Source organism: Streptomyces sp. 142MFCol3.1 (genome assembly GCF_000424945.1).
GTDB classification, from domain to species: domain Bacteria; phylum Actinomycetota; class Actinomycetes; order Streptomycetales; family Streptomycetaceae; genus Streptomyces; species Streptomyces siamensis.
The window spans coordinates 22,725-45,699 of sequence record NZ_AUKV01000049.1 but is presented as its reverse complement, the minus strand read 5'-3'; the positions used below and the strand labels follow the sequence as shown (position 1 = coordinate 45,699).

Sequence of the window (22,975 nt, the reverse complement as noted above, 5' to 3'; positions counted from 1 at the left end):
CCTGTCCGGTACGCCTGGCGACGCCACGTGGACCGGATCGCCGGTGGCCGACGAGAAAGACGAAGGATCGATGACGCTGAACGTGGGCCAACGGGTGCGGCTGGCGGCGGATCTCCGGTTGGCCGGGTCGGTGACCCCAGCCGGTGAACCTCCGCAGGCGACGGGTGCCTTCGCCGCCTCCGTGGCCCTGGCAGCAGGCATCGAGGGCACCGTCGAGCGTGTGGACGAGCATCACCGGCAGCAGAGCCACGAGGTCCGTGAGTACCTGCGCCTCAAGTCGCTCCTCGACGACTTCGGCCACCAGATGCCGCCGGCGAGCAGGAAGCAGCTGGAGGAGCAGGTGGGGGCCTTGGAAGAGCAGTGGGTCGCCTACCAGCGACGGATGCTCCACGTCACGGTCCGCGTCCGGCTCGACAACGGATTCGTCCTCGACGATGTCCCCCAGGAGGCTTTCGCCTCCGCCTGATCAGGGCGTCGGGGCGCTCGCTTTCCGCGCGCCGGCCTGTCAGCCGAGCACGACACCCGGGTTGGGATGTGGTGCGGGTCGAGGCTGTTCTGGGGCGGCTCGCAGCGTCAGTGCGGGGCGGTGGCGCCGACCTCGGTGCGTACGGGGTCCGCCTCCCAGGTGGCGGCGGTCTCGAAGGTGTCGACGACTGTGCCCATGCGGGTCAGACCGTCACGCCGGTAGGGCATGCGAAGGACCGCCGAGCGCCATGCGCTGACGGCCGCGTCGGCTTTTGCGTCATGTTCGCCCGTCGGTGCCTCGCCGAGCCCCCTGTGGGCCCAGGCCAGGTCCAGGGCGGTTCGAGGCGGTCGTTCATGCCGGCGGTGCCGGAGTCGAAGCCCAGGACGAGGACGGTGGCGGGATCTGGTCCGAATATTTGGCGGCGCGACGGGACGCCCCGCAGGGCTAGGTGTGCCATCCGATGACATTGGTTCCTCGCGGTCAGGCTTGGCGGGCGTACGACGTGAGGCGGTCGGCGAGCGCGATGACGAGGTCGCGGAGTTCATCGGGGCGCTCGATGACGAACGGCCGGTCGAGTGAGGCGAGTACCGGAGGCAACCAGTCGAGCCGCTCCGCCCGTAGCTCGACGCGCAGCCAGTGCTCGGACGCCGGGTCCTGGTCGGCCGCGGGCTCGTGCTCCTCCAGGCTGGCGACGCTGGCGGGGAGGTGGGCGCGGATCTGCTCAACGGTCCCGTGGATCCGCAAGGTGACCTGATGCCTGTACTCGGGCGTGGCGAATCCCGACAACACGCGCTGTGCCGGACCGGGACCCACGGGCGCTTCGAATGAGCCGGGCAGGGTCCGCGCGTCTGCGATGCGATCGAGCCGGAAGGTTCGGTCCTCGCCGATCTGGGCGTCCTTGCCCGTGACGTACCACCGGCCCGAATGGGCGACGATCCCGTACGCGTGCAATGTGCGTTCGCTGCGCCGTCCGTCGCGGTCGGTGTAGCGGATCGAGACCGGTCGGCGGTGGCGCACCGCATCGGCGATGGTGAGCAGGAGCCCGGCGTCCGGGTGGTCCAACTCGCCGGGCTGATCCGTGAAGGCAAGAGCTTCCAGGAGTGCGTCGAGCCGGCGGGCGATGTGCTTGGGCAGCACCCGCCGGATCTTTGCTGACGCCGTCTCGTTTGCCGTGCGCTGCGTCGTCGTCAGCTCTGCCCGGCGGCCGGCGGCCGGCGACCAGGCCGAGCAGCACGGCCAGCGCCTCGTCGTTGCTGAGCATGAGCGGAGGCAAGCGGTACCCGGGGGCGAGCCGGTAGCCGCCGTAGCGGCCGCGCACCGACTCCACGGGCACGTCCAGGTCGATCAGTTGGTCCACATACCGCCGCACAGTGCGCCCCTCGACGCCGAGACGGTCGGCCAGCTCGGCCACAGTCCGGGTGCCGCCCGACTGCAGCAGCTCCAGGAGTCTCAGCACCCGGCCGGTGGGGCGTGACATGTTCGCAGTCTAACCCGAATACAGGACCGATTCTGTCCACTATTTCTCCTAGCCTGCGACGTGCACGCCTCCAGCACAGCCAAGGAGATTCCCATGGACTTCGTCTCGATCCGCATCATCACCAGCGACGTCGCACGCCTCGTCGAGTTCTACGAGCGAGCCACAGGGATGCAGGCGATACGGGCCACCGAGGACTTCGCCGAACTCAAGACCGCGGGCGCAACCCTCGCGATCGCCAGCACCCGCACCGTCCCGCTGTTCGCCCCGGGCTCTGCCCGCCCAGCCGACAACCACAGCGTGATCACCGAGTTCCTCGTCGACGACGTGGACCGCGTTCACCAGAACCTGACCGGCTTCGTCACCGACTTCGTCAACGAGCCCACCACGATGCCCTGGGGCAACCGGGCGCTGCTGTTCCGCGACCCCGACGGCAACCTCGTCAACTTCTTCACCCCCGTCACCCCGGAGGCCATCGAAAAGTTCGCACGCTGACGCCACGCAGCCGCTCACGCGGGAGCCCCGAGATCCCAGGGCTCCCCGTGAACGCGGCCGCCGCGTCCAGGAGCACCACGAGCAGAGGACATCCGAACGCACCGCTGACGTGACCCGGTCGGGTGCGGCGCTGCTCGCCCTGCGGGCGAATACTGCAGCTCTCGAATACCGATACCGCACCAGTGAGCCCGCATCACCGCGGAGGCTGTGATCTGCGGAGTCACCGGTTCGCTCAGGACGCCGCTCACGTTGCTCCTGGGCCGCTGCGACCAGGGCGGAGACCTGCGCCTATCGCCCGCACCACCACGGTCCGCACCGAACTCGGCCACCGACTCACCCCGGCCGACGCCGAACGCCCCTGGCGCGGGGGCCGCTTCAGCGCGGGCTGGGGCACCCGAGGCGAGCTGGAGTACCACCCCGTACGCCCCGAGTTGGTGGCGGAGTTCGTCGCCGACACCGCCGTCGACGCAGGCCGCTACCGCCACCCCGTGCAGCTCCGCGGGATGCGTGAGGACCTCACTCCGGACCAGCTGCCGCCGTGGGGGCACTGACCCGGCCCCCGGCGGGTGCGGTCAGGCGCGCGGGGTGGTACCGGCGCGCTGGCGCAGGATGTCGGCGCACAGGGCGACGCAGTCGGCGCAGATCCACACGTCGGGTCCGGCCACCAGAGGGCGCTCCTCGCTGCGGGGATGCCCGCAGAAGGAGCAGCGGGCCTGCTGCCGTTTGCCCCCGCGGCGGGGGCGGCGGCCGAGGGCGGTGCGGGGGACGTTGATGTAGCAGTGCAGCAGGCGCTTGATGTCCGCGAGGTCCACCCCGAGGTCGTTCAGTACGCGGCGGCCTCGCGAGCCGGGATTGGTGGCGATGACTGCGAGCAGTTGCGGGGTGGTCGCGACGATGGGGGCGCAGGTCGGGGTGCGTTCGGTCGCCAGCTGCTCGGCAGCGTGCAGGGCGGCCTGGGCCTCGGCGGAGAACGCCGTGTCCGGTGCCTGCGCCGACGCGCCGACGCGGTAGTCGAACAGGCGGTGGCTCGTCTCGCGGATCTTGTCGCGGGTGACGCCGAGCTGTTCCAGGGTGGCGGCGGCCACGCCGTCGGTGAGCAGGCCCAGCAGCAGATGCTCGGTGCCCGCCTCCGACAGGCCGTCGGCCTCGGCCGCCTCCAGCGTGGCGGCGAGCGCACTGTCCAGGTCCCGGCCGCGGATCAGGCCGACCGTGGGCGGTGTCTCCTCGACGCGGTCGGCGTATCGCTGGCGGGCAGCCTGGCGGGAGATGCCCAGGCGTTCGCCGATCACGGTCCAGGAGTGCCCGGCCCGACGGACCATGCGTACGACCTGGTCGACGGCCGCGTCCGCGCGGGCCGATGAGTTCTGGGTGACTGCGATGACGGCGTCCAGCAGGGCGAGTTCGTCGCCGTCTCCGGCACGGGCGCGGGCCGCAGCGATGAGCTGCTCCAAGGTGGGCTCTCCGCTCATACTGACAACGGTAGATTGCCGCCCATCCAAGTGACATCCCCTGTTGTCGCTACGGAGCCTGGCGGCCCATGACGGTGCAGATATCTGCCTCGGTGCAGCTGCTCGGATCCGTACTGGCGGCCCGTTCAGCGAGACCGCGCAGCGCCGTGCGGGTGTTGCGCAGCTCGGCCATCCGCTGCTCGATGTCGGCGAGATGCTGCTGAACAAGTTCACTGACGTGACCACATGGGGCCTGCCCGGAGTCCCGCACCCGGAGGATGGAACGGATCTCAGCCAGGCCGAGCCCGGCGGCCTGGGCATCCCGGATTGAAGCCAGCCGGGTCTGCGCCTCGGGCGGGTAGGCGCGGTAGCCGCTCGCGGTGCGGGGCGGCGGCAGCATGAGGCCGACCTGCTCGTAGAAGCGGATCGTCTTGGCCGTCGCGCCGCCGGCGGCGGCCAGCTCGCTGATCCGCATGCCTCCACGCTACGCCTTGACCTTCCATCACATTGGAAGGTCTACCGTCGGGTGCAGAGGCACTGACCTGGGAGGACGGCACCATGCGCATCACCGTGCTGACCGTGCCCGACTGCCCCAACGCGCCCGTGGTCCATGAGCGGATCACTCGCGCACTGGAGGGCCGCAGCGCGCAGGTGGGGTTGGTCGAGGTGGACAGCCAGGAACAGGCGGCGCGGCTGGGGATGCCCGGCTCGCCCACCGGCCTGATCGACGGCGCTGACCCCTTCGCGACACCGGGCGCCGCGGCCTCGGTCTCCTGTCGCCTTTACCGGGGTCCGGGCGGTGCTGCGGAGGGGGGTGCCGAGCCTCGCCGAACTCCAGCGTCTCTGGAGGGGGCGGATATGCCGGCGGACTGCGGGTGCCCGCTGATGGATGCGGCCGGCCGCGTGGGTTCGCAGGCTGGCGGGCTGGGCGCCGTCCAGCAGGCTGTACTGCGCCACTTCGCGCCTCGGGAGAGGCTCCCATGGCGGGTGATCTGGAGGCCGTTGCTGCCGCATTTGGCCGTCGAAGCGTCGAGGTCCTGGCGGGCCTGGCGGCCGAGGACTTCCTCACCTTCTACGATCACGGTCAGATCCGACATGTTGACCGGACTAGCGGGAGCGACACGCGTGTGTCGTGCACGGTCCGTCGTGCTGCATCGGTAGGAAGTCATGCGACCCGAATGGAGGGATGCGCGTGGCACTACCGAACGATGTGGAGCGCGATGTCGATGCGATCCGGCTGCCACGGTGGGGACGAGTGGTTGAGACGGGCGGCGTCGTGCCCTACGAGGTACAGGACGCCGACGGACAGCCGATCGAGCCCGTACGCCGGTACCTGCGTGACTTCGTCGCCCAGGGACGCCGTGTCGGAAGCGTACGGAGCTACGCCTACGACCTGTTGCGGTGGTGGCGGTGGCTTCTGGTCGTCGAGGTTGAGTGGGACAAGGTGACGTCGGCAGAGGTGCGGGAGTTCGTGCTGTGGCTGCAACGCACCTCGAAACCGCGTCCTACCCCCAGGAAGAAGTCGGCCGCCACCGCCGGCACCATCAACCCGATCACGCGCAAGCAGCACCCAGGAGATCAGTACGCCGTCCGCACGATCCGTCACAGCAACGCGGTGATCCGCAGTTTCTACGAGTTCTGGATCGAGCGGGGGGCCGGTCCGCTGGTCAATCCGGTGCCGCAGGAACGCCGCGGTGGACGGCGGCCGAACGCGCACCACAATCCGCTGGAGCCGTTCCGGCCCGAAGGCCGACTGCGCTACAACCCGCCCTTGCCCAAACGCCGTCCGCGAGCGATGCCCGATGAGCAGTGGGACGCCTTGTTCACGGCCCTGCGCTCGGACCGTGACCGGGCCCTGGCCTCGCTGGTCATCAGCAACGCCAGCCGCGCCGGTGAAGTCCTCGGCATCCGCTGCGGCGACCTTGACTGGGGCGACCAGGTCGTCCGGGTCCGGCGCAAGGGAACCGGAGCCGAACAGTGGCTGCCGGCCAGCAACGACGCCTTCGTGTGGTTGCGGCTCTACCTCGACAGCATCGGCCCGCTCGCGCCGAGCGACCCGGTCTGGTGGACCCTGCGGCGACGGCGCCGCGGCGAAGGCCCACCGGCCCGCCAGCCGCTGAACTACGACGCCCTCCGAGCCGTCCTACGCCGGGTCAACGAGGCCCTCGGCACGAACTGGACGATGCACGACCTTCGGCACACCTGCGCCCGCAGGATGCTCCGCGACCGCAACCTCTCGCTGCGCGACATCCAGGTCATCCTCGGTCACGCGCACCTGTCGACCACTCAGCTCTACCTCGAAGAGGAGCCGGAGGAGGTCATCCGCCGGGTGCACCAGCACCTGTTGGACCTCAAGCAAACCGAACAACAGCCTGCCCTCAAGCCCGTCCCGTCCCCGGCCCGCGGCTACGACGCCGCGGACCTGGCCGTGCTCTTCGGAGAAGTACCGCGATGACCACCACGACCGGTACGCCTGCCCAGTCCTCGCAGGTGAAGCCCTTCCCGGCATTCATCGGAACCCAGCAAACAGGTCCGGCTCGCCGCCGCGTCGGGCCGATCGACACCCTGTCCAGCCGCGAGGTACTGCGCAAGCTGTCCCAGCTGGGCACCTGGGCCGATCTTCCCGGAGCTGAGGTACGTGCGCGACTGCGCGCTGCCGAACGCATGCTGGAGTGGCTGATGCATCGGCCCGGTGACGGGTGGCAGGAGCGATGGGAGTCCTGCGAAGCCGACCCGGGGCCGCTGAGCTGGGTCGCCAGCGTCGCTGCGGCCGAAGGGCGATCAGAGAAGAACTACCGCAGCGAGGTCACCAGCGGCCTGGCCGGCCTCCTGCTGTGTCGTCTGGTGCTGCCCAGCTACGACTTCCTGGTCGGCTACGGAGCGGTCCGTCTGTTCACCGACGTGCGCACGGAGCTGTCCGTCGAGACCTTCGCCCGCGCAGAGGGAGCCGCTCGAGTCCGGGGCATGGCCGGACGTCAGGTCTCCGAAGTCCTCACCGCCCTGTCCAAGATCGTGCTCCACACCGGCAGGGAACTCCATCAGGTCACCACGGACGATGTGCTGGAGTTCCACGCCTGGAACATCAGCCGCTACCACCGGCACAAGAGCGGCCTGCACGGCGCCTGGGACGTGCTGCGCGACATCGGCGTCCTCGACACGGACCAGAGTCTGCGCGCCGCCATCCGGCTGGGCCAGCTCACGACCGAGGAACTGGTCGCCCAGCACCAGATCCAGTCCGCGCCGGTCCGCGACATGCTGGTTCGCTACCTCAACGAGCGGCGCCCCGGCATGGACTTCAGCAGCTTCCGCCAGCTCAGCAGCACCCTGGCCGGCACGTTCTGGGCCGACATCGAGCAGCACCACCCCGGCATCGACAGCCTCGACCTGCCGTCGGAAGTCGCCGATGCCTGGAAAGCCCGGCTCGCCTTCACCTCGGGAAAACGAGGACCGAAGAGGCCCCGGAAGGGACGCCTGGAGGTCCTTGGCCGGGTCCGGACGCTCTACCTCGACATCCAGGAGTGGGCGCACGAAGACCCCTCCTGGGCACCGTGGGCGGTCCGCTGCCCGATCCGCCGCAGCGAACTCGAAGGCGTCTCCAAGCGCAACCGCGCGCGGACGGCGGAAGTGCACCAGCGCATCCGCGAGCGCCTGCCCCACCTGCCCGTGCTGGTCGACACGGCAGAAAAGCACCGCGACGACCAGGCCGCCCTGCTCGCGGCCGCCCGCCAGACACCCATCCGCGAGACCTTCGAGCACGCCGGCAGGACCTACCACCGGACCCGATACCGGTGGGACACCCGCAGCGCGACCCAGCACGGCCCGGACGCAGTGCTCGTCACCGACGAAGAAACCGGCGAGCGCATCGAGTTGCTTCGCAGGGAAGAGGACGCGTTCTGGGCTTGGGCGATCATCGAGACGCTGAGGCACACTGGTGTCCGCGTCGAAGAACTGCTGGAACTGACCCACCTGGCGTTGGTCTCCTACCGCCTGCCCGACAGCGGTGAGGTCGTCCCCCTGCTGCAGATCGTCCCGTCCAAGAGCAACGAGGAGCGACTGCTCCTGGTCACCCCGGAACTCGCCAGCGTGCTGGCCACCGTGGTCTGCAGGATCAGAGGAGATGACGGCCGCGTTCCTCTGGCGGCCCGCTACGACCCGCACGAACGCGTGACCGGCACGATGCTGCCGCACCTGTTCCAGCGCAAGATCGGATGGCGCAGGGAGATTATCAGCACCCGAGTCGTCTACCGGCTCCTCAGCGACACGCTGGAGCGGTCCGGGCTCACGGACCGAGCCGGCCAGCCGCTGCGCTACACACCGCACGACTTCCGCAGGATGTTCATCACGGACGCCGTCACCGGCGGCCTTCCCGTCCACATTGCCGCGAAGATCCTCGGCCACCACAGCCTGAACACCACCCAGGCATACCTCGCGGTCTTCCAGGAGGAGCTGATCAGGTCCTACCGGGCGTTCCTCGACACCCGGCGCGCTGACCGCCCCGCCGCGGAATACCGCGAACCCACCGAGCAGGAGTGGGACGAGTTCCAGAAGCACTTCGAGTTGCGGAAAGTCGAACTGGGCACCTGCGGGCGCCCCTACGGCACCCCCTGCGCACACGAGCATGCCTGCGTCCGGTGCCCGATGCTCCGTGTCGACCCGCAGCAGCGGCGACGCCTGGAAGAGATCATCCGCAACCTCGGCGTCCGCATCGAGGAGGCCCGCGTCAACGGCTGGCTCGGCGAGGTCCAAGGACTCCAGATCAGCCTCGAAGCCGCGCGAAACAAACTCGCCTCACTCGACCGACTCACCCGGACCCGCAAACGCACTCCGGTCACCTTGGGCATGCCCGTAATCTCGGAAGGAAGACAATGATCTCCGCGGCGGCCCATGCCGGAACTGAATCACGAACGCGGCGTCAGCCACCACCAACTGACCACACTGGCCAGGGTTCCCGATCCGCAGCACCGGACGCCGCTGCCACGCCATCGGTCACCTCGATCTGTCCTGGACCCCGTCCCCGGCCATACAGGCTGTGACCGCATCCCCCACCGCACTCGACCGGTTGCAATCCCTGATCCAAATCCCCGGCCACACCAACCTCGCCGCTGCACGCGCCATCTAAGACGGACGCGGCGACGCCCGCAGACAGCGCATCACAAAAACGGCAGTAAGTGCCCACGGCCCAAGACGCGGTCGCACTGGATCAACTGCTTGGCACAAACGTCCCCATGCCCGATGTAGGGCGAGGGCCGTCGGTTCGACCCCGACAGGTAGCTCGCAGATCCGGATGTGCAGACGCGCCCCGGACCGATCACGGTCCGGGGCGTTCGTACGCACCCAAGCGAGTTGTTGCATCCGCAGGGCAATCCGCACGGCTGACGAGAGTTCCAACCGTCGATGGGCGAGTTGTCAGAAGTCCCTTGGGCCACCGCGGCCGGGCCGGTCGGTCGTCAGGTGGCGCCGAGGCCGCTGAGGAAAGTGCTGGCGACGAGGTCGGCGGCTTGCGGGGGATCCATGGCGGGGAACTTGTGGGCGGCCGTGTCGACGAGTCCGTCGAGGACCGCCCGCGCCCAGGCCGCGTCGGTGCCGGCGCGCAGGTAGCCCTCGTCGATGGTGCGGCGGACGAAGGCGTCGAGTCGGGCGCTCTGCTCCTGGCGACGGATGCCGGCCTCGGGGTCCTTCTGCATCATGCGGCGCGTGTCGACAGGCCATTGACGGCTGACGGGGATGATCCCTTCCAGGTAGCGGTGGAGGGCGACCGGAACAGGGGCCTCGGTGATGCGTGCCTCGTCCAGGACCTGTTCGGCGGAGTCGAGTTTGGCCTGGAAGACGGCACTGAGCAGCGCCTCGCGGCTGGCGAAGCGGCGGTGGACGGTGGTGCGGTCTACTCCCGCGGCGGCGGCGATGGCCGCCATCGAGGTGCCCGGGTCCTCGGCCAGCAACTGGGCCCCGGCCTGGAGCACAGCGGTGAGGTTGCGTGCGGCGTCAGCTCTCATGATCTGGAGATTCTACGTCCAGTGGTCACTTTCGGCACAATTTCCAACGCGTGAGTCGCAACACCAATAGAAACTACCACTTTCATGTTGCAGTAATGGGAAATTCCTCTACTATGGAGTGGCAAGCCCGCGCTGGAGCGCTGGGAGAACGACGAAACGACGAGACGACGCACGAGAAGAGGGATGCGCTATGTCACGGACTTGGCTGATCACCGGCGGCTCGCAGGGGCTGGGCAAGGCTCTGGTTCTCGCGGCGCTGAGCGCCGGCGACAGGGTCGTGGTGACTTCTCGAAGGCCGGAGACGCTGACCTCCTTGCGGGCCGAGCACCCTGAGCGACTGATGGTGGTGGCGCTGGACGTCACCTCCCCGTCCGACGCCCGGGACGTGGTGGCGACGGCGGTGGAGCAGTTCGGTTCGATCGATGTGCTCGTGAACAACGCCGGTTACGCCACCAGCGGCTCGATCGAGGACTTTCCAGAGGACGAGTTCCGCGCGCAGGTCGAGGCGAATCTGTACGGCGTGGTCAACCTGACCCGGGCGGTGCTGCCAGTGATGCGGGGCCGGCGGTCCGGGCACATCGTGCAGATATCGTCCATCGGCGGACGCGTGGGCGGCACGCCCGGCCTCAGTGCCTATCAGACCGCGAAATTCGCCGTCGAAGGGTTCTCCGAGGTGCTGGCGAATGAGGTGGCCCCGTTCGGCGTCAAGGTCACCATCGTCGAGCCCGGCGGCATCCGCACCGGCTGGGCCGCGGGCGCGGCGGAGCCGTCCGGTCCCGTCGCCTCCGACTACGAGGAGACGGTCGGCGCGTGGCTCGCGAGGTTCGCCGAGTACGCCGGCAACGAGCCGGGTGACCCCGACCGCATGGCCCGCGCGGTCGTCGGCGCGGTGGAGGCGGCGAAACCCCCGCGTCGGCTGCTCCTCGGCAGCGATGCCCTGGAGATCGCCATCAGCGCCGAGGAGGCGCGCCTCGCCGAGGCCCGCGAGTGGGCCGAGGTCAGCCGCTCCACGGACTACCCCACCGCCTGACCACTTCGTTCCGGTGATGCGCCCGCACGCTCGGGCACCACCGGAGCGCGGCACAACCACCGGAGCGCGGCTGCCCGACCACCGGAGGCCGACGCAACCACCGAAGGCCAGCTCAGCCAGCCCGGTCGGAGCGCCTACCTGTCCTTCCGACATGACCGCAGAGCGGCTTCGCCCAGATCCCCGCACGCGAGGTGGCACCGCCCGCACCCGTCGGCTTGCCGACGCGCCCCCACTCCCTCCTCCCCACCACCCTCTCGCCTCTTTCGCACAAAGGAACCGTGAAGACATGACTGTTCGCGACAAGCTCTACATCGGCGGCGCATGGGTCGCCCCCAGCGACCCGAATCTGCGGATCGACATCCTTTCCCCGCACGACCAGTCCCTGCTGGGCAGCGCCGCGCAGGCCGCGCCCGCCGACGTCGACGCCGCCGTCGCCGCGGCCCGCGCGGCCTTCGACGACGGGCTCTGGCCGCGCACCAGCCCCGAGGAGCGACAGGAGATCGTCCGGCGCTACGACGCCCTGCGCGCTGCCCACGCCGACGAGGTCGCTCGGGCCATCTCCGTCGAGAACGGCTCGGCCGGCTGGTTCACCAAGGCCGGCCAGCCCTTCCTGACCCGCCAGGTGAAGGCGTACCTGAAGGCGGCCGAGGAGTTCGGCTGGGAGGAGATCATCGAGCCGTCCGACCCGTCGGTGTCCTTCGACACCATCGTCCGACGGGAGGCGATCGGCGTGGTCGCCGCCGTCATCCCGTGGAACTCGCCGTTCTCCGCAGCCACCGCCAAGCTGGTCCCGGCCCTACTGGCCGGAAACACCGTTGTCCTGAAGGTCTCCCCGGAGAACTCTCTCAGCATGATGCTGCTGGCGGACCTGTGGCACGAGGCCGGGCTTCCCGCGGGCGTGCTCAGCATCCTTCCCGCCGACCGCGAGACCAGCGAGTACCTCGTCTCTCACCCCGACGTCGACAAGATCGCCTTCACCGGCTCCACCCGCGCCGGCCGGCGCATCGCCTCCATCGCGGGCGAGCACCTCAAGCGGGTCAGCCTAGAGCTGGGCGGCAAGTCCGCCGCCCTCATCCTCGACGATGCCGACCTGGACGCCGCCGTCCAGGGCCTGCGATTCGGCTCCTTGGCGAACAACGGCGAGGCCTGCATCCTCCAGACCCGCATCCTGGCCCCGCGCAGCCGCTACGAGGAGGTCGTCGCCGCGATCAAGGCCATGGTCGAATCGCTGAAGGTCGGCGACCCGTCCGCTCCGGACACCTTCATCGGCCCGATGATCCGCCCCGACCAGCAGCAGCGCGTCATCGACTACATCCACGTCGGCATAGCGGAGGGCGCCCGGCTGGTAACCGGCGGCCCGCAGATCCCCGAAGGCCTGGAGAAGGGCAACTACGTCACCCCGACCGTCTTCGCCGACGTCGACAACTCCATGCGCATCGCGCAGGAGGAGATCTTCGGCCCGGTCCTGTCCGTCATCGCCTACGACGACGAGGACGACGCCGTCCGCATCGCCAACGACTCCGCCTACGGCCTGTCCGGCGGCATCTGGACCATCGACCCTGAGCGGGCCCTTGCCGTCGCCCGCCGACTGCGCACCGGCACGGTCACCCTGAACGGCTCCCCCATGAGCTTCGACGGTCCGTTCGGCGGCTACAAGGCGAGCGGCATCGGCCGTGAATACGGCAAGGTCGGCCTGACCGGCTACGTCGAGCACAAGACGATCACCCGCGACCGGTAGTCGCACACCCTGCGACACAAGCACAGCGCAGCCACAGCCCCTGCGGCCAGCGCCCCCGCGCGCCGGACGGGCCCGCCCGCGAAACGGCCCACCAACGACACGGGCCCACCCGCGGCACGGCCCGGCCCGTCGGGCCCCCATCCGGCCGGCTGCGTCGCACACCGGCGGTAGACCTTCGGTCCCGCCCATGAGATGCCGGCCCGCACGAATCCCGGCCAAGCCCCTCGAGCCGTGGCCGTCCGAATCACGGCGTGCGACTGCTCCCGGCGCCCTTCGCCATCCTTCCGTTCCCCGGAGAGTCATTCCATGCCCAGCAAGTCGCCCCGCCTCACCTTCGCGGTCCTCGCCAGTGGTGCGGGCGTGTTCTCGATGCTGCAGTCGCTCATCGCGCCGGCGTTGCCGACGATCCAGCACGCCCTGCACACCTCTCAGTCCACCACCACGTGGGTGATGACGGCTTATCTGCTGTCCGCCTCGGTGTTCACCCCGATTCTCGGCCGCGTCGGCGATCTGCTCGGCAAGACGCGCACGCTCGTTGCCGTCCTGGTGGCAGTGCTCGTAGGGTGCCTGCTCGCGGCGCTGGCACCCACCATCGGCGTCCTGATCGTCGCCCGTGTCGTCCAGGGCATCGGCGGAGCGGTGTTCCCGCTCTCGTTCGGCATCATCCGCGACCAGTTCGAGGCCGGCCAGGTCAGCGGCAGCATCAGCAACCTGTCCGCCGTCATCGCCGCGGGCGGCGGCGTCGGCATCGTCGCCGCCGGGCCCATCGTGGCCGCGCTCGACTACCGCTGGCTGTTCTGGATCCCCGTCGCCATCGTTGCCGTCACCGCCCTCATAGCCGCGCGCCGCATCCCCGAATCGCCTCACCGTGCGCAGGGACACGTCAACTGGCTCGGCGCGCTGCTGCTGTCCGGCTGGCTGGTGGCACTGCTCCTGCCGGTCAGCCGGGGCAGCCGGTGGGGCTGGAACTCCGCCTCCGTGATCTCGCTGTTCGCCGCGGCCGTCGTCCTCTTCGGCCTGTGGCTGCGCGCCGAGTCACGCAGTCCGAGCCCGCTGATCGATCTGCGCGTTCTGCGCACGCGGCCGGTGTGGACCACGAACACGGCCGCTCTGCTGTTCGGTGCCGGCCTCTCCTCGGTCTGGGCCTTCCTGCCGGGCTTCGTGCAGACGCCGAGTTCGGCCGGATACGGCTTCGGTGCGAGCGTCACCGCATCCGGGCTGCTCATGCTGCCCATGCTGATCGCCATGTTCGTCGCCGGGGTCCTCAGCGGCCGCCTGGAGCCACGGCTCGGCGCCAAGCACCTGCTGATCGCCGGTTCGGGCCTCGCCGCACTCGCATGCGCCATCCTCGCCCTGTTGCATGACGAGCAGTGGCAGATCGCCGTCGCAGCGGGAGTCTTCGGCCTCGGCGTCGGCCTGGCTTTCGCGTTCATGGCCAACCTCATCGTCAGCAGCGTGCCCGCCGAGCAGGCCGGCGCCGCGACCGGCATGAACGCCAACCTCCGCTCCATCGGCGGTGCCATCGGAACCGCCATCATGAGCCTGCTCGTCACCAGCCACCTCGCGCATACCGGCCTGCCCTACGTCTCCGGCTACACCCACGGCTTCTCGGTGCTGACCCTGTTCCTCGTCGGCGCCGCACTCGCCGCGGCCCTCGCGCCCGCTCGACACGCCGCCCACACGCCGGGCCGAGCGACCGACAGCCCTGACCCGCAGCCGGATGCGGTCAGCCGGGCCTGATCAACGGAACAACCGAACAATCACGACAGCAACGGCACACCGCGACCGTTCAGCTCGAAGAACGCCCCGTCTAGGCACAGCAGAGCATGGCTGTGGCGGGCTAGAGGGTGTCTGAAAAGCCGGTCAGCGGGCATGTGGGCTGGTAGCAGGGTGGTTGCGCGCTGTCGGGGGCTGGAGTGCGCGGGCTGCGTACCCGTTACACGACGGATCTGCGTGAACGCGCGCGCTTACTGGCTGCGGGCCCGCTGCGCATGGAGACTGCTGCCGCACGACCTACCGCTCTGGCAGACCGTGTACCACTACTGGCGGCAGTGGCGGCAAGATGCCGTGTGGGAGCGCATGTTGACCGGGCTGCGCGAGTGCGATCGGGTACGCACTGAAGGACAATTTCGCCGAGTTGTCCGCACGGTCTGAGGGCGAGCCCGGGCTCCAGTGGGGAGAGGCCGGTACCCACCTGCGGGGACGGCTCGTGGATCTCTTGGCTGACGACCGATGCGGGACCGCGCAGCGCGGTGCTTAGTTCGGAAAAGTGTGGCCTGCCCTTTCTGTGTCGTCCCCACGCCTCACGGTGTCCGCCTGGCCAGCGGCGCCGGCGTGCTCGCCGCCGACGCCGTGATCACTTCTGCCGACCCGGTCGCCGGCGACACCATCACTTCCCGTGGCGCACGCGGGACCTGGGAGCCGTCCGGCGTGGTGGTCTACGTCGGTCAACGCTCCTGCATCGGCCCGGCTACCGACGTCGCCTGCGGCGCCCTGAGCTTCGTCACCAGCCCCCGTGCCGGCCGAGGTTGGGCCGAACACCGCACCGACTACACCGGCACAGAAGTCGGTCAGGACCGCGCCCAGGCCCTGGGAAGGTCTGTCTTCGGCGCCCTACTGACAGGCCGGGAGCAGGAATGATGGACGGTATGCGGATCCGCATCGACGCAGTCGACCTGCCCGGGCTCACCTGCCCAGCCGCGCCGCCCACACCATCCCGAACCGGAGAACCAGCGGGCAAACCGTCAGAGCCGAAACAGCAAGGGCGGTCGGCCGACCGGATTCGACACGGCGATCTACAAAAGGAGGAACGAAGTCGAGCGGACCCTCTTGGCGCTCAAGAACTCCCGCGCCGTCACTACCAGATATGACAAAAGGACCTACGTCTTCCATGGCACCGTCGCGGTCGCCGCGATCCGCCTTTGGCTCCGGCCGTGATCCGCTGATCCTTCAGATGCCTGAGAGGTGGCCGTGATCCGGGTCTCTGCGGAGCGGCAGCATCTGGCTGAGGCCAATGAGGAGGAGCCCAGCAAACAGGAGGGCATTTCCGCCGAAGAAGCGGACCTCCCAGGAAACGCTCGGCAAGATTCGAAAGTAGAAGAGGCCCTGGAGAAGCAGGGACGCGCCTGTGAGTAAGGCGCCGAGACCATGCAGTTGGGGCCTGGTGACGCGGCGGCGCGCCGTGGGCACGATCCACCCTGTCCGGAGCGTCACGAATCCCAACCCGATCGCCAACAGACCCAAGAATCCGCCCGTTCCAACAACCCATGCCATGAGGTCGCTTCACTCCGATCAGGTGAGGGTCCAGAACGCGAGCACCGCCCGGTCTGAAGATGCCCACATTGTTGCTGGCGCGGCGGCGCCTGACAATGCCAGTACTCGGCAGTCTCCGGGGCCTCTCTACTGCCGTCTGTGCTCAAGCGTCCAAGATCCGCCGGACACTGGGTTGCGTCCAGGGAGGTGGTGTACGGGTTCGACCTGATCCGGGGGTTTGCTCCGGCGTCGGGGTGGTGCCCGCATAGACGAACGGCCACCGGCTGATCTTCGAAGTGTCGAAGCCTCGAAGGAGATCAGCACGATGACCGCACCTGACAGTGTGCCCCTGCACGCCCTCGCGGAAGACAACCTCGCGACTTCGCGGCTGGCCTTGAGCAGACCAGCTGCATCGTCCCCGCGCAGACGCAGGGAGGTCTATCTCCGGGAGGTGTGGTAGCTGCCGGGCCGGTCCGAACGCACGCCCGGCGAGGCACGCGACCGGGTTGCCGGCACCTGCCGCAAATGGCGCGTCCCGCGCCGCATCATCAGCGACATCGAGCTCACTGTCTCCGAGCTCACGACCAACGCAATCGTCCATGCCCAGGGGGAGACCATGAGCGTGGCCGTCCTACTCACCGCACGCAGCGTGTGGCTGGTCGTCGTCGACCACGGTCACGCGGCCAGACTCACCGAGCCGCAGCGCGACGTCGATCCGGACGAGCACGGCCGCGGCCTGCTGCTCGTCCACGGCGTAGCCGGCCGGTGCGCGGTCCGTCGGTGCGGGACGGGCACTGCTGTATGGGCCTGCATCGACCTGCCGAACCGGCACGCTCCCGTGGACAGCGGTGGACTGGGCAGCCACCCACGAAGACGCAGCCGTGACCCCTCATACCGAAGTCCGCGAGCCGGCCGTGGCGCAACTTCAGTGTGTCCGGCGCGCTCATCGAGCGGTGAAGAGATTGTCCCGGAGTTCGGCCGTTGAATCGCGTGACCCGACGTGGTGATGGCGACGGGGGTGGGCGGTGTTCGAGTTCCGGGTTGTGATCGACGGGCAGGAGAACCATCTTGCCGCCATCGGCACCGGCCACGTAGGAGCCGCGGACGCGGTCGCCGCCTTCGAGGGTGACCGTGACACCGGTCTCGTTCCTGCTCGATCGCGGCCACCGCGTTGAACCGCACCGTGTCGTTCGGCCGACCCTCCGCTGCCGCCCGGAGGATGGGCGCGAGTCTGATCTGCGGAAGCATCGTGTACGGGGCGGGACTCGCCGCCGCGTACTCCTCGGCATAACCGCCGCCACCCCATGCGTCGCGATTGGTGATCTGGCGTCCGTGCAGGTCGGAGGGGCCCGCGAGCGAGGTGTACCAGCCGGTCCTGCTGACCGATGACGGGGGCGCGGCGGCCGCGTCTATCGGCTTCTGCAGACCGAGGCGGCGGAAGATCTCGATGGTGCGCTGGTTCAGGCCGATGGCCTTGGGGTGGATCGACGTGCCCTGGTGGCGTTCGAACGGAACGTTCGGCACGCCGAGGTCGCTCAGCAGCAAGGATGTCGTGAGGCCGACGGGGCCACCGCCGACGATGACGACCGGGTCCATGGACAGTCCCTTCTCAGCCTTGGTGCGTGGAGGCATCGGCGTACTCGGTGTAGGTGTACGGGTTGTCGAGTACCTTCGACTCCGGGATCTGCGGGCTCATGCCGCCGGCCCACTCCTCCTCGCCGAGTTCGGCGCGGATGAACTCGACGGTCTGCTCCACCGCCCGGCGGGCCTTGGCGAGGTCGGTGTCGACGAGGTGGTGGTCGTACTTCACCGGGCGGCCGTTGACGAGGACGGTGTGGACGTCACCTCGCTGTGCCTGGAACACGACATGGCCATAGGGGTTGAGGATCGGGAACATCGCCGGCGACTCGTCGTTCTTGAGCAGGACCAGGTCGGCGCGCTTGCCGGGCTCGATGCTGCCGACCAGGTGGTCCATCCCCAGGGCGCGGGCGCCACCGCGGGTAGCCCACTCCACGACCTCCTGGGCACGCAGTGCCACGTGGGTGACCGTGTCGCCGGAGGCGTGGGCCTCGTGGTGCTCGCGTGCCCGGTCGGACGAGAGCGTCGAGCGCATCGCGGCGAACGCGTCGGCGCTCCACCACATGCTGGTGTCGACCGAGAGCGAGATCGGGATGGAGTGGCGGCGCAACGCCCAACTCGACGGGTATCCCTGGCCGCAGCTTGCCTCGCTCTCGGCCGACACCGACGCGGATCCACCGGTGGCGGCGATGCGCTGGTAGGAGTCCTCGCTCAGCGTCGCTGCATGGACGTAGACGTTCTGGGGCGTCATGAAGCCGTGCTCGTGCATGAGCCGGATCCCGTTGTCGTTCGTGGCGCCCCAGACACCGGCGTGCGTGGTGACGGGCACGCCCAACTCGCGTGCCGCCTCGAAGGCCGCCTTCTCGGGGAAGGCGGGGTCGCCCGTGACGTCGAACGCGACCTGGAAGCCGAGCATCTCCGAGCGCGGCATCCTCCGCTCCACGAAGCGCCGGAACTCGGGCGAGTTGGTCCACTCCCAGGGTCCGGCGTGGATGTTCCCGTAGGCGAACACGAAGCGCCCGGGCACCTCCTCGAGGGCGTCGACCGCGGCTTCGGCGTGATCGACCGTCACGAGCCCGTGCGACCAGTCGACGGTGGTGGTGACCCCGGCGTCGATCGCCTCGATCGCGCTGAGGAGGTTCCCGGCGTACACGTCCTGGGGACGGAAACGTTTGCCGTGCTCAAGGTAGTTCCAGACGAAGTACTGCGTGAGGGTCCAGTCGGCTCCGTACCCGCGCATGGCGGTCTGCCACATGTGGCGGTGGGTGTCTACCATGCCCGGCATGAGGATGCCGCCGCTGGCGTCGATCTCGACCGTGCCCTCGGGCGTCTCCAGGTTCGGGCCCACGGCCTCGATCGTGTCGCCGACGACGAGGACATCCCCGTCGTTCAGGGCGGTGCGCCGGTCGTCCATCGTCAGGACGTGGCCGTGCCGGAAGACCACTGCCGGGGCGGCGGTGACGTCGCTCGCTGCGGGTGTGCCAGGTGTGGATGCCATGGGGTTCTCTTTCACTGGTTACGTGAACGGGTGGGGCCCGGTAGGGCGCCGCCGAGCGCGGCGCGGGGTGTCAGGTGCTGATGTCCGGGTAGGGCAGTGCCACATGGTCGAGCCTGCGGGCGTAGTCGAGTTGCATACCGAGCGGCTCGTCGAAGTCACGCTCGAACATGGCGATCCACAACGTGAGCGTGAGGAACGGGTGCGCGCCCAACTCGAAGAGGGCCACATGGTCGTGGGCGGCCAGCGCCCGGTGCTCCTCCTCGGTGAAGGAGAGCCAGGTGGTGTCCTCGGCGGCGATGGCGTTGAGGATGCGGTTGGCCCGCTCCCGCAGCCACCAGGCGACCGTCCCCTCGGGGTCCTCCCGGTAGCGCTCGGTGAGCCCGTGCTCGCGGTCGACGGTGTAGAGGAACTTGTTGACCAGGTACTTGCTCATGCGCGGGACTCCTGCCGGTCGGCGGCAGCCCCGCTGTCGAGCAGACCGGGGTCGGGATACCAGGTGAAGTACGCCTCCATCGTGTGGAAGAGGCTGAGGTGGTCGGTGTAGTCGGCCGGCCGGTTTCCCGCGACCCCCATCATCAGCATGAAGTCCATGAATCCGTGGGTCGCGTTGCCCGGGGCGTGGAGGCTGTCGAGTGTGACGTTGGCCAGGCAGCCGTCGATGTCGCCCTTGGCGATCCACTCGACGGCCCGGGCGTCGAACTCCGGGTCGGGCCCGGTGGGGCCGAACTGGCGTGGACCGCCGAGTTCGAGCGAGAGGTGGCCGGTACCGATGACGGCGACGCGAAGGTGGCTGGGCCAGGCGTCGATGATCGCGCGGATGGTCCTGCCGAGTTGGACGAACCGTTCAGGCCGGGGGAGCGGCGGCGCGAAGATGTTGGTGTAGATGGGCACGATCGGCAGGTCCGCCTCGGGGCGGACGGTGATGATCGGGCAGGTGATGGAGTGGTCGATCCGCAGCTCGTTGGAGAACGCCAGGTCGAATCCGCGGTCCAGGCCCTCGCGGAGCATGTACGCCGAGAGCGCCTCGTCGCCTTTGAGCAGCATCTTCGGCAGCCCGAACTCGCGCTGCTCGTTCTCCCAGTTGGCGTCGTAGTAGGGCGCCTTGCCGACCAGGAACTGCGGCATGTTGTCGAGCCAGAGCTGATGGAAGTGGTCGGAGCCGACCATCACGAGCACGTCGGGGCGTGATCTGGTCAGCGTCTCCCGGTACGCCTCGACCTTACGGACCCACTCCGCCGCGAACGGCGGCGCCTGGTCCGGGGGGAGCTGGCTGGTCCGGTAGTAGAATGGATGGTGTGTGGTCGCGAGGATCGCGACGAGCTTGGCCATCGTCGGCCTTCCCCTTTCTCCCAGGAATTCCTCTTCGAATTCCTCTTGGAATCGCTCTTCGGGCTGCTCTCTCAGGAAGTGGGGCGGGCGCGCAACGCACTTCGGCGGCGGAGCAACGGGGGCACGGCGGCGAGCGCTCCGACCACGATGGCGAGGGCCGCACCCCAGCCACCGCCGTCCGGCAGTCCGGCGGCGTTGTCGAGCGAGAGGTGACCGGGGCCGGTGACGGCGAGACAGGCGGCGAGGTAGGCGTACACCACGGTGACCTCGCAGCCGCCGAGGTGGGCCCAGAGCCCGTTCACGGCGTTGGGCGCCGCGGCGACGAGCATCGTGCCGATCACGACCGCGCTCGCGACGCGGGTCAGCAGTCCGGTGGCCAGCAGCAGCGCGCCCAGGAGTTCACAGCCCGCGGCGAGCAGGACCAGCGGGCGGCCAGGCCGAAAGCCCCAGCTCTCGAACACCTCCGCGGTCCTGGCCAGGCCCATGCCGCGAAACCAGCCGAGGCTCTTCTGGAATCCGTGGCCGGCGAGGAGCGCCGCGAGGCCGAGCCGGAGGAGGAGCAGGCCGAGGTCCGTCTCAGTCATCGTCGTTCGCCACCAGGGTCGCCGGGTCCACGAACTCGGCGTGGTGCTCCAGCAAGAGATAGGTGTCCATCCCGACCGGCATCCGTTCCTCCTCGGCGAGCTGGCCCAGAAGCCCGACGGCACGGGCGATCAGCGCGAAACCCCGCAGCAGCTTCACCGGCAGCCCCAGGTCGGCGAGCCCGGCGCCCACGACACCGGCGCCGTTGAGCACGAGGGTGCGGCCGAGGAACTCCGGGTGGACCCGGCCGATCGCCTCGAAGAGCGCCAGGTGCGGGCCGTAGCAGTGCTCCTCGGTCGCGATCCTGACCAGCGCGGGAGTGCGCGGGTCCAGCTGCTTGTGTACCGGGTGGCCCAGACCGGGAATGATCCGCTTCTCCGCTCGTGCCCCGCGGACGACGTGCCGGGCGACCTCGTCCCACTCCCCGGGAGTCCGGGGGGCGGTGCCGATCCCCTCGACCACAGCGTGCAGGAACTGTCCGGAGTCCTCGGTCACACCGAGGAAGCGGGAGCCGCCGCCCAGCAGCCCGGCGGCCATTGCGCCCTGAACCGAGTCGGGAGCGGAGAGATAGGTCAGGCGCGCCGCGATCGCGGTCGGGGTGAAGCCGTGGTCGGCCAGTGCGAGGAGGCAGGCGTCGAGCATGCGTACCTGGCCCGCCGTCGGTGTGCGCAGTGTGACCATGCGGTAGGCCAGCTCGGTCAGGCTGACCGAGCCCATCAGGTCGTTCGCGAGGTCCTCGCCGAGCAGTGTGATCGTCGAGGTCGTGGACATACCGAGCGAGGTGGGGAAGCGGGGCTCGCGCCCGCCGGTGGGGGTGCTCATCGAGTTTCCCCCAGCCACGCGCGGACCTCGGTCTTGATCTCGTCGCTCTGCTCGCCGATGGCCGGGGGTGCCAGGTCGTAGCGATGCCCGGAGCGGGAGAACCGGATCGGGTTGCGCACCAGCGGTATGGCGCCCGCACCCTGCGCGCTGTCGGTGCCCACTTCGACCAGCGGCTCAAGCCCGAGGCTGGTCGCGAACTCGACACCCTCGGCTATGGAGTTGATCGGCCCCGCGGGCACTCCGGCCGCGACGAGGATGTCGAACCACTCGGCCTTGGTGCGCTGGGCGAGTTGCTTCTCAAGGAGCGGGCGGAGCGTCTCGCGGTTCGCGGTGCGGTCGGCGACTGTGCGAAATCGCGGGTCGTCAGCGAGCGCGGGAGCCCCCAGCGCCGTGCACAGTGCACCGAACTGGCGGTCGTTGCCGGCGATGACGATGATGTCGCCGTCGGCGGTGGGCAGCGGCTCGTAGGGGAACAGGCTCGGGTGGGCGTTGCCCATCCGGCGGGGAACGACGCCACCCGCGGCGTACGCCCCGGTCTGGTTGACCAGTCCGGACAGCGCGGAGGACAGCAGGTTGACCTCGATGTGCTGGCCCCGACCGGAGTTCTCCCGCTCGCGCAGCGCGGCAAGGACGCCGATGAGGGCGTGCATGCCGGTCATGACGTCGAAGACCGAGATGCCGGCGCGATACGGCGGCCCGTCGGACGCCCCGGTCAGGCTCATCAATCCCGACATCGCCTGGACAAGCAGATCGTAGCCGGGCAGGTGCGCGCCGCCCGCGGCGCCGAAACCGCTGATCGAGGCATATACGACGCCGGTGTTGTCGGCGGCGACACTGTCGTAGTCGAGGGCGTACTTCGCCAGTCCGCCGGGCCGGAAGTTCTCGATCATCACGTCGGCGCGCCGTGCGATGGCGCGGGCGAGTTCGAGATCGCCGTCGTCCTTGAGGTCCAGCGCGACCGAGCGCTTGTTGCGGTTGATGGACAGGTAGTACGTCGAGACGCCGTCACGGGTCGGTGGCACCCAGGTGCGGGTGTCGTCGCCGCCGGGCGCTTCGACCTTGACGACGTCCGCTCCGAGGTCGGCCATCAGCATCGTCGCGTAGGGCCCGGCCAGAATGCGGGAGAAGTCGGCGACCAGGAGGCCGCTCAGCGGGCCGGATGGGGTGTCGCTCATATCGGAGAGGTCCTGTCCGTATGCCGGTCAAGTGTCCGTACAGCGATCAATGTGGATGCGGCTCCCAGCGCTCGTCAAGAGGTTCCATCCGGGTA

Annotated in this window: 20 protein-coding genes and 3 pseudogenes; 12 read left to right on the top strand and 11 right to left on the bottom strand. The window is 69.3% G+C overall.

The annotated features are described in order from the left end of the window. Nucleotides 1-466, top strand: a 466-nt coding sequence (locus H305_RS0140455) for a hypothetical protein (protein WP_234021404.1), incomplete at its 5' end; no start/stop codon positions are given. A gap of 480 nt (nt 467-946) precedes the next feature. Here the strand turns inward: H305_RS0140455 and H305_RS48510 are convergent. Next, nucleotides 947-1,943 (bottom strand): annotated as a pseudogene (locus H305_RS48510) (helix-turn-helix transcriptional regulator). Nucleotides 1,944-2,036: 93 nt separating this feature from the next. Between H305_RS48510 and H305_RS0140440 the strand changes: the two are divergent. Beyond that, the gene (locus tag H305_RS0140440) at nt 2,037-2,435 is read left to right on the top strand and encodes a VOC family protein (RefSeq protein WP_028805480.1); all 399 of its coding nucleotides are present in this window, start codon (nt 2,037-2,039) and stop codon (nt 2,433-2,435) included. A 182-nt stretch (nt 2,436-2,617) separates the two neighbouring features. Next, nucleotides 2,618-2,986: a hypothetical protein gene (locus H305_RS53715; RefSeq protein ID WP_063611396.1), complete on the top strand. Its 369-nt coding sequence runs from the start codon at nt 2,618-2,620 to the stop codon at nt 2,984-2,986. 21 nt (nt 2,987-3,007) lie between these two features. Here H305_RS53715 and H305_RS0140430 read toward each other — a convergent pair whose 3' ends face one another. Next, nucleotides 3,008-3,904 (bottom strand): ClpX C4-type zinc finger protein, encoded by an 897-nt coding sequence (locus tag H305_RS0140430; protein WP_107440202.1) that lies wholly within the window; start codon nt 3,902-3,904, stop codon nt 3,008-3,010. 49 nt (nt 3,905-3,953) lie between these two features. Beyond that, nucleotides 3,954-4,358, bottom strand: coding sequence for a MerR family DNA-binding protein (locus H305_RS0140425; RefSeq protein WP_028805478.1), 405 nt, complete (start codon nt 4,356-4,358; stop codon nt 3,954-3,956). A gap of 717 nt (nt 4,359-5,075) precedes the next feature. Here H305_RS0140425 and H305_RS0140415 point away from each other — a divergent pair. After that, nucleotides 5,076-6,338, top strand: coding sequence for a tyrosine-type recombinase/integrase (locus H305_RS0140415; RefSeq protein WP_199791530.1), 1,263 nt, complete (start codon nt 5,076-5,078; stop codon nt 6,336-6,338). Continuing rightward, a complete protein-coding gene (locus tag H305_RS48500; RefSeq protein ID WP_037766903.1) occupies nt 6,335-8,752 on the top strand; it encodes a tyrosine-type recombinase/integrase in 2,418 nt (805 codons plus the stop codon). The genes H305_RS0140415 and H305_RS48500 overlap by 4 nt, the downstream gene beginning before the upstream one ends. Before the next feature lie 578 nt (nt 8,753-9,330). On the opposite strand, the gene H305_RS0140405 is transcribed toward H305_RS48500, so the two are convergent. Further along, entirely contained in the window at nt 9,331-9,876 is a 546-nt protein-coding gene (locus H305_RS0140405) for a TetR/AcrR family transcriptional regulator (RefSeq protein WP_028805476.1), read from the bottom strand. A gap of 190 nt (nt 9,877-10,066) precedes the next feature. Here H305_RS0140405 and H305_RS0140400 point away from each other — a divergent pair, with 190 nt between their 5' ends. The 7 genes and pseudogenes from H305_RS0140400 to H305_RS56545 form a co-directional block, all read left to right on the top strand. Continuing rightward, complete coding sequence (locus H305_RS0140400; protein ID WP_028805475.1) at nt 10,067-10,906, top strand: oxidoreductase; 840 nt, start codon at nt 10,067-10,069, stop codon at nt 10,904-10,906. Between the two features lie 286 nt (nt 10,907-11,192). Further along, nucleotides 11,193-12,644 carry an aldehyde dehydrogenase gene (locus H305_RS0140395; protein WP_028805474.1) on the top strand — a complete coding sequence of 484 codons (1,452 nt, stop codon included), beginning with the start codon at nt 11,193-11,195 and terminating at the stop codon, nt 12,642-12,644. 306 nt (nt 12,645-12,950) lie between these two features. After that, on the top strand, nt 12,951-14,384 hold the full coding sequence (locus H305_RS0140390) for an MFS transporter (RefSeq protein WP_028805473.1): 1,434 nt from the start codon (nt 12,951-12,953) through the stop codon (nt 14,382-14,384). A 132-nt stretch (nt 14,385-14,516) separates the two neighbouring features. Beyond that, nucleotides 14,517-14,798 (top strand): transposase, encoded by a 282-nt coding sequence (locus H305_RS55910; RefSeq protein WP_078629485.1) that lies wholly within the window; start codon nt 14,517-14,519, stop codon nt 14,796-14,798. A gap of 180 nt (nt 14,799-14,978) precedes the next feature. Then, the gene (gene merB / locus H305_RS0140385; protein ID WP_158690663.1) at nt 14,979-15,284 is read left to right on the top strand and encodes an organomercurial lyase; all 306 of its coding nucleotides are present in this window, start codon (nt 14,979-14,981) and stop codon (nt 15,282-15,284) included. A 72-nt stretch (nt 15,285-15,356) separates the two neighbouring features. Further along, nucleotides 15,357-15,581, top strand: a pseudogene (locus H305_RS53010) (IS5/IS1182 family transposase); the annotation flags it as partial. A gap of 775 nt (nt 15,582-16,356) precedes the next feature. After that, nucleotides 16,357-16,647: pseudogene (locus H305_RS56545) on the top strand (ATP-binding protein); the annotation flags it as partial. Here the strand turns inward: H305_RS56545 and H305_RS56540 are convergent. The 7 genes from H305_RS56540 to H305_RS0140345 form a co-directional block, all read right to left on the bottom strand. Further along, nucleotides 16,572-17,492: an FAD-dependent monooxygenase gene (locus tag H305_RS56540; RefSeq protein ID WP_420708209.1), complete on the bottom strand. Its 921-nt coding sequence runs from the start codon at nt 17,490-17,492 to the stop codon at nt 16,572-16,574. The pseudogene H305_RS56545 and the gene H305_RS56540 sit on opposite strands and share 76 nt — an antisense overlap. Before the next feature lie 13 nt (nt 17,493-17,505). Beyond that, complete coding sequence (locus H305_RS0140370; protein WP_051371504.1) at nt 17,506-18,972, bottom strand: amidohydrolase family protein; 1,467 nt, start codon at nt 18,970-18,972, stop codon at nt 17,506-17,508. A gap of 70 nt (nt 18,973-19,042) precedes the next feature. Then, nucleotides 19,043-19,405 carry a hypothetical protein gene (locus H305_RS0140365; RefSeq protein ID WP_028805469.1) on the bottom strand — a complete coding sequence of 121 codons (363 nt, stop codon included), beginning with the start codon at nt 19,403-19,405 and terminating at the stop codon, nt 19,043-19,045. Continuing rightward, nucleotides 19,402-20,301 carry an extradiol ring-cleavage dioxygenase gene (locus H305_RS48495; protein WP_051371502.1) on the bottom strand — a complete coding sequence of 300 codons (900 nt, stop codon included), beginning with the start codon at nt 20,299-20,301 and terminating at the stop codon, nt 19,402-19,404. The genes H305_RS0140365 and H305_RS48495 overlap by 4 nt, the downstream gene beginning before the upstream one ends. A 71-nt stretch (nt 20,302-20,372) precedes the next feature. Next, a complete protein-coding gene (locus H305_RS0140355) occupies nt 20,373-20,885 on the bottom strand; it encodes a DoxX family protein (protein WP_028805468.1) in 513 nt (170 codons plus the stop codon). Then, on the bottom strand, nt 20,878-21,705 hold the full coding sequence (locus tag H305_RS0140350; protein ID WP_028805467.1) for a citryl-CoA lyase: 828 nt from the start codon (nt 21,703-21,705) through the stop codon (nt 20,878-20,880). Before H305_RS0140350 ends, H305_RS0140355 begins: the two co-directional genes overlap by 8 nt. Further along, nucleotides 21,702-22,880, bottom strand: a complete 1,179-nt coding sequence (locus H305_RS0140345; protein ID WP_028805466.1) for a CaiB/BaiF CoA transferase family protein — start codon at nt 22,878-22,880, stop codon at nt 21,702-21,704. The genes H305_RS0140350 and H305_RS0140345 overlap by 4 nt, the downstream gene beginning before the upstream one ends. Nucleotides 22,881-22,975 lie beyond the last annotated feature (95 nt).

Bases quoted from the DNA above. Each gene is read 5' to 3' on its own strand.
- H305_RS0140440 (WP_028805480.1), top strand. From the start codon at position 2,037: ATGGACTTCGTCTCGATCCGCATCATCACCAGCGACGTCGCACGCCTC.
- H305_RS0140430 (WP_107440202.1), bottom strand. From the start codon at position 3,904: ATGAGCGGAGAGCCCACCTTGGAGCAGCTCATCGCTGCGGCCCGCGCC.
- H305_RS0140425 (WP_028805478.1), bottom strand. From the start codon at position 4,358: ATGCGGATCAGCGAGCTGGCCGCCGCCGGCGGCGCGACGGCCAAGACG.
- H305_RS48500 (WP_037766903.1), top strand. From the start codon at position 6,335: ATGACCACCACGACCGGTACGCCTGCCCAGTCCTCGCAGGTGAAGCCC.
- H305_RS0140405 (WP_028805476.1), bottom strand. From the start codon at position 9,876: ATGAGAGCTGACGCCGCACGCAACCTCACCGCTGTGCTCCAGGCCGGG.
- H305_RS0140400 (WP_028805475.1), top strand. From the start codon at position 10,067: ATGTCACGGACTTGGCTGATCACCGGCGGCTCGCAGGGGCTGGGCAAG.
- H305_RS0140395 (WP_028805474.1), top strand. From the start codon at position 11,193: ATGACTGTTCGCGACAAGCTCTACATCGGCGGCGCATGGGTCGCCCCC.
- H305_RS0140390 (WP_028805473.1), top strand. From the start codon at position 12,951: ATGCCCAGCAAGTCGCCCCGCCTCACCTTCGCGGTCCTCGCCAGTGGT.
- H305_RS55910 (WP_078629485.1), top strand. From the start codon at position 14,517: ATGTGGGCTGGTAGCAGGGTGGTTGCGCGCTGTCGGGGGCTGGAGTGC.
- H305_RS56540 (WP_420708209.1), bottom strand. From the start codon at position 17,492: ATGGACCCGGTCGTCATCGTCGGCGGTGGCCCCGTCGGCCTCACGACA.
- H305_RS0140370 (WP_051371504.1), bottom strand. From the start codon at position 18,972: ATGGCATCCACACCTGGCACACCCGCAGCGAGCGACGTCACCGCCGCC.
- H305_RS0140365 (WP_028805469.1), bottom strand. From the start codon at position 19,405: ATGAGCAAGTACCTGGTCAACAAGTTCCTCTACACCGTCGACCGCGAG.
- H305_RS48495 (WP_051371502.1), bottom strand. From the start codon at position 20,301: ATGGCCAAGCTCGTCGCGATCCTCGCGACCACACACCATCCATTCTAC.
- H305_RS0140355 (WP_028805468.1), bottom strand. From the start codon at position 20,885: ATGACTGAGACGGACCTCGGCCTGCTCCTCCTCCGGCTCGGCCTCGCG.
- H305_RS0140350 (WP_028805467.1), bottom strand. From the start codon at position 21,705: ATGAGCACCCCCACCGGCGGGCGCGAGCCCCGCTTCCCCACCTCGCTC.
- H305_RS0140345 (WP_028805466.1), bottom strand. From the start codon at position 22,880: ATGAGCGACACCCCATCCGGCCCGCTGAGCGGCCTCCTGGTCGCCGAC.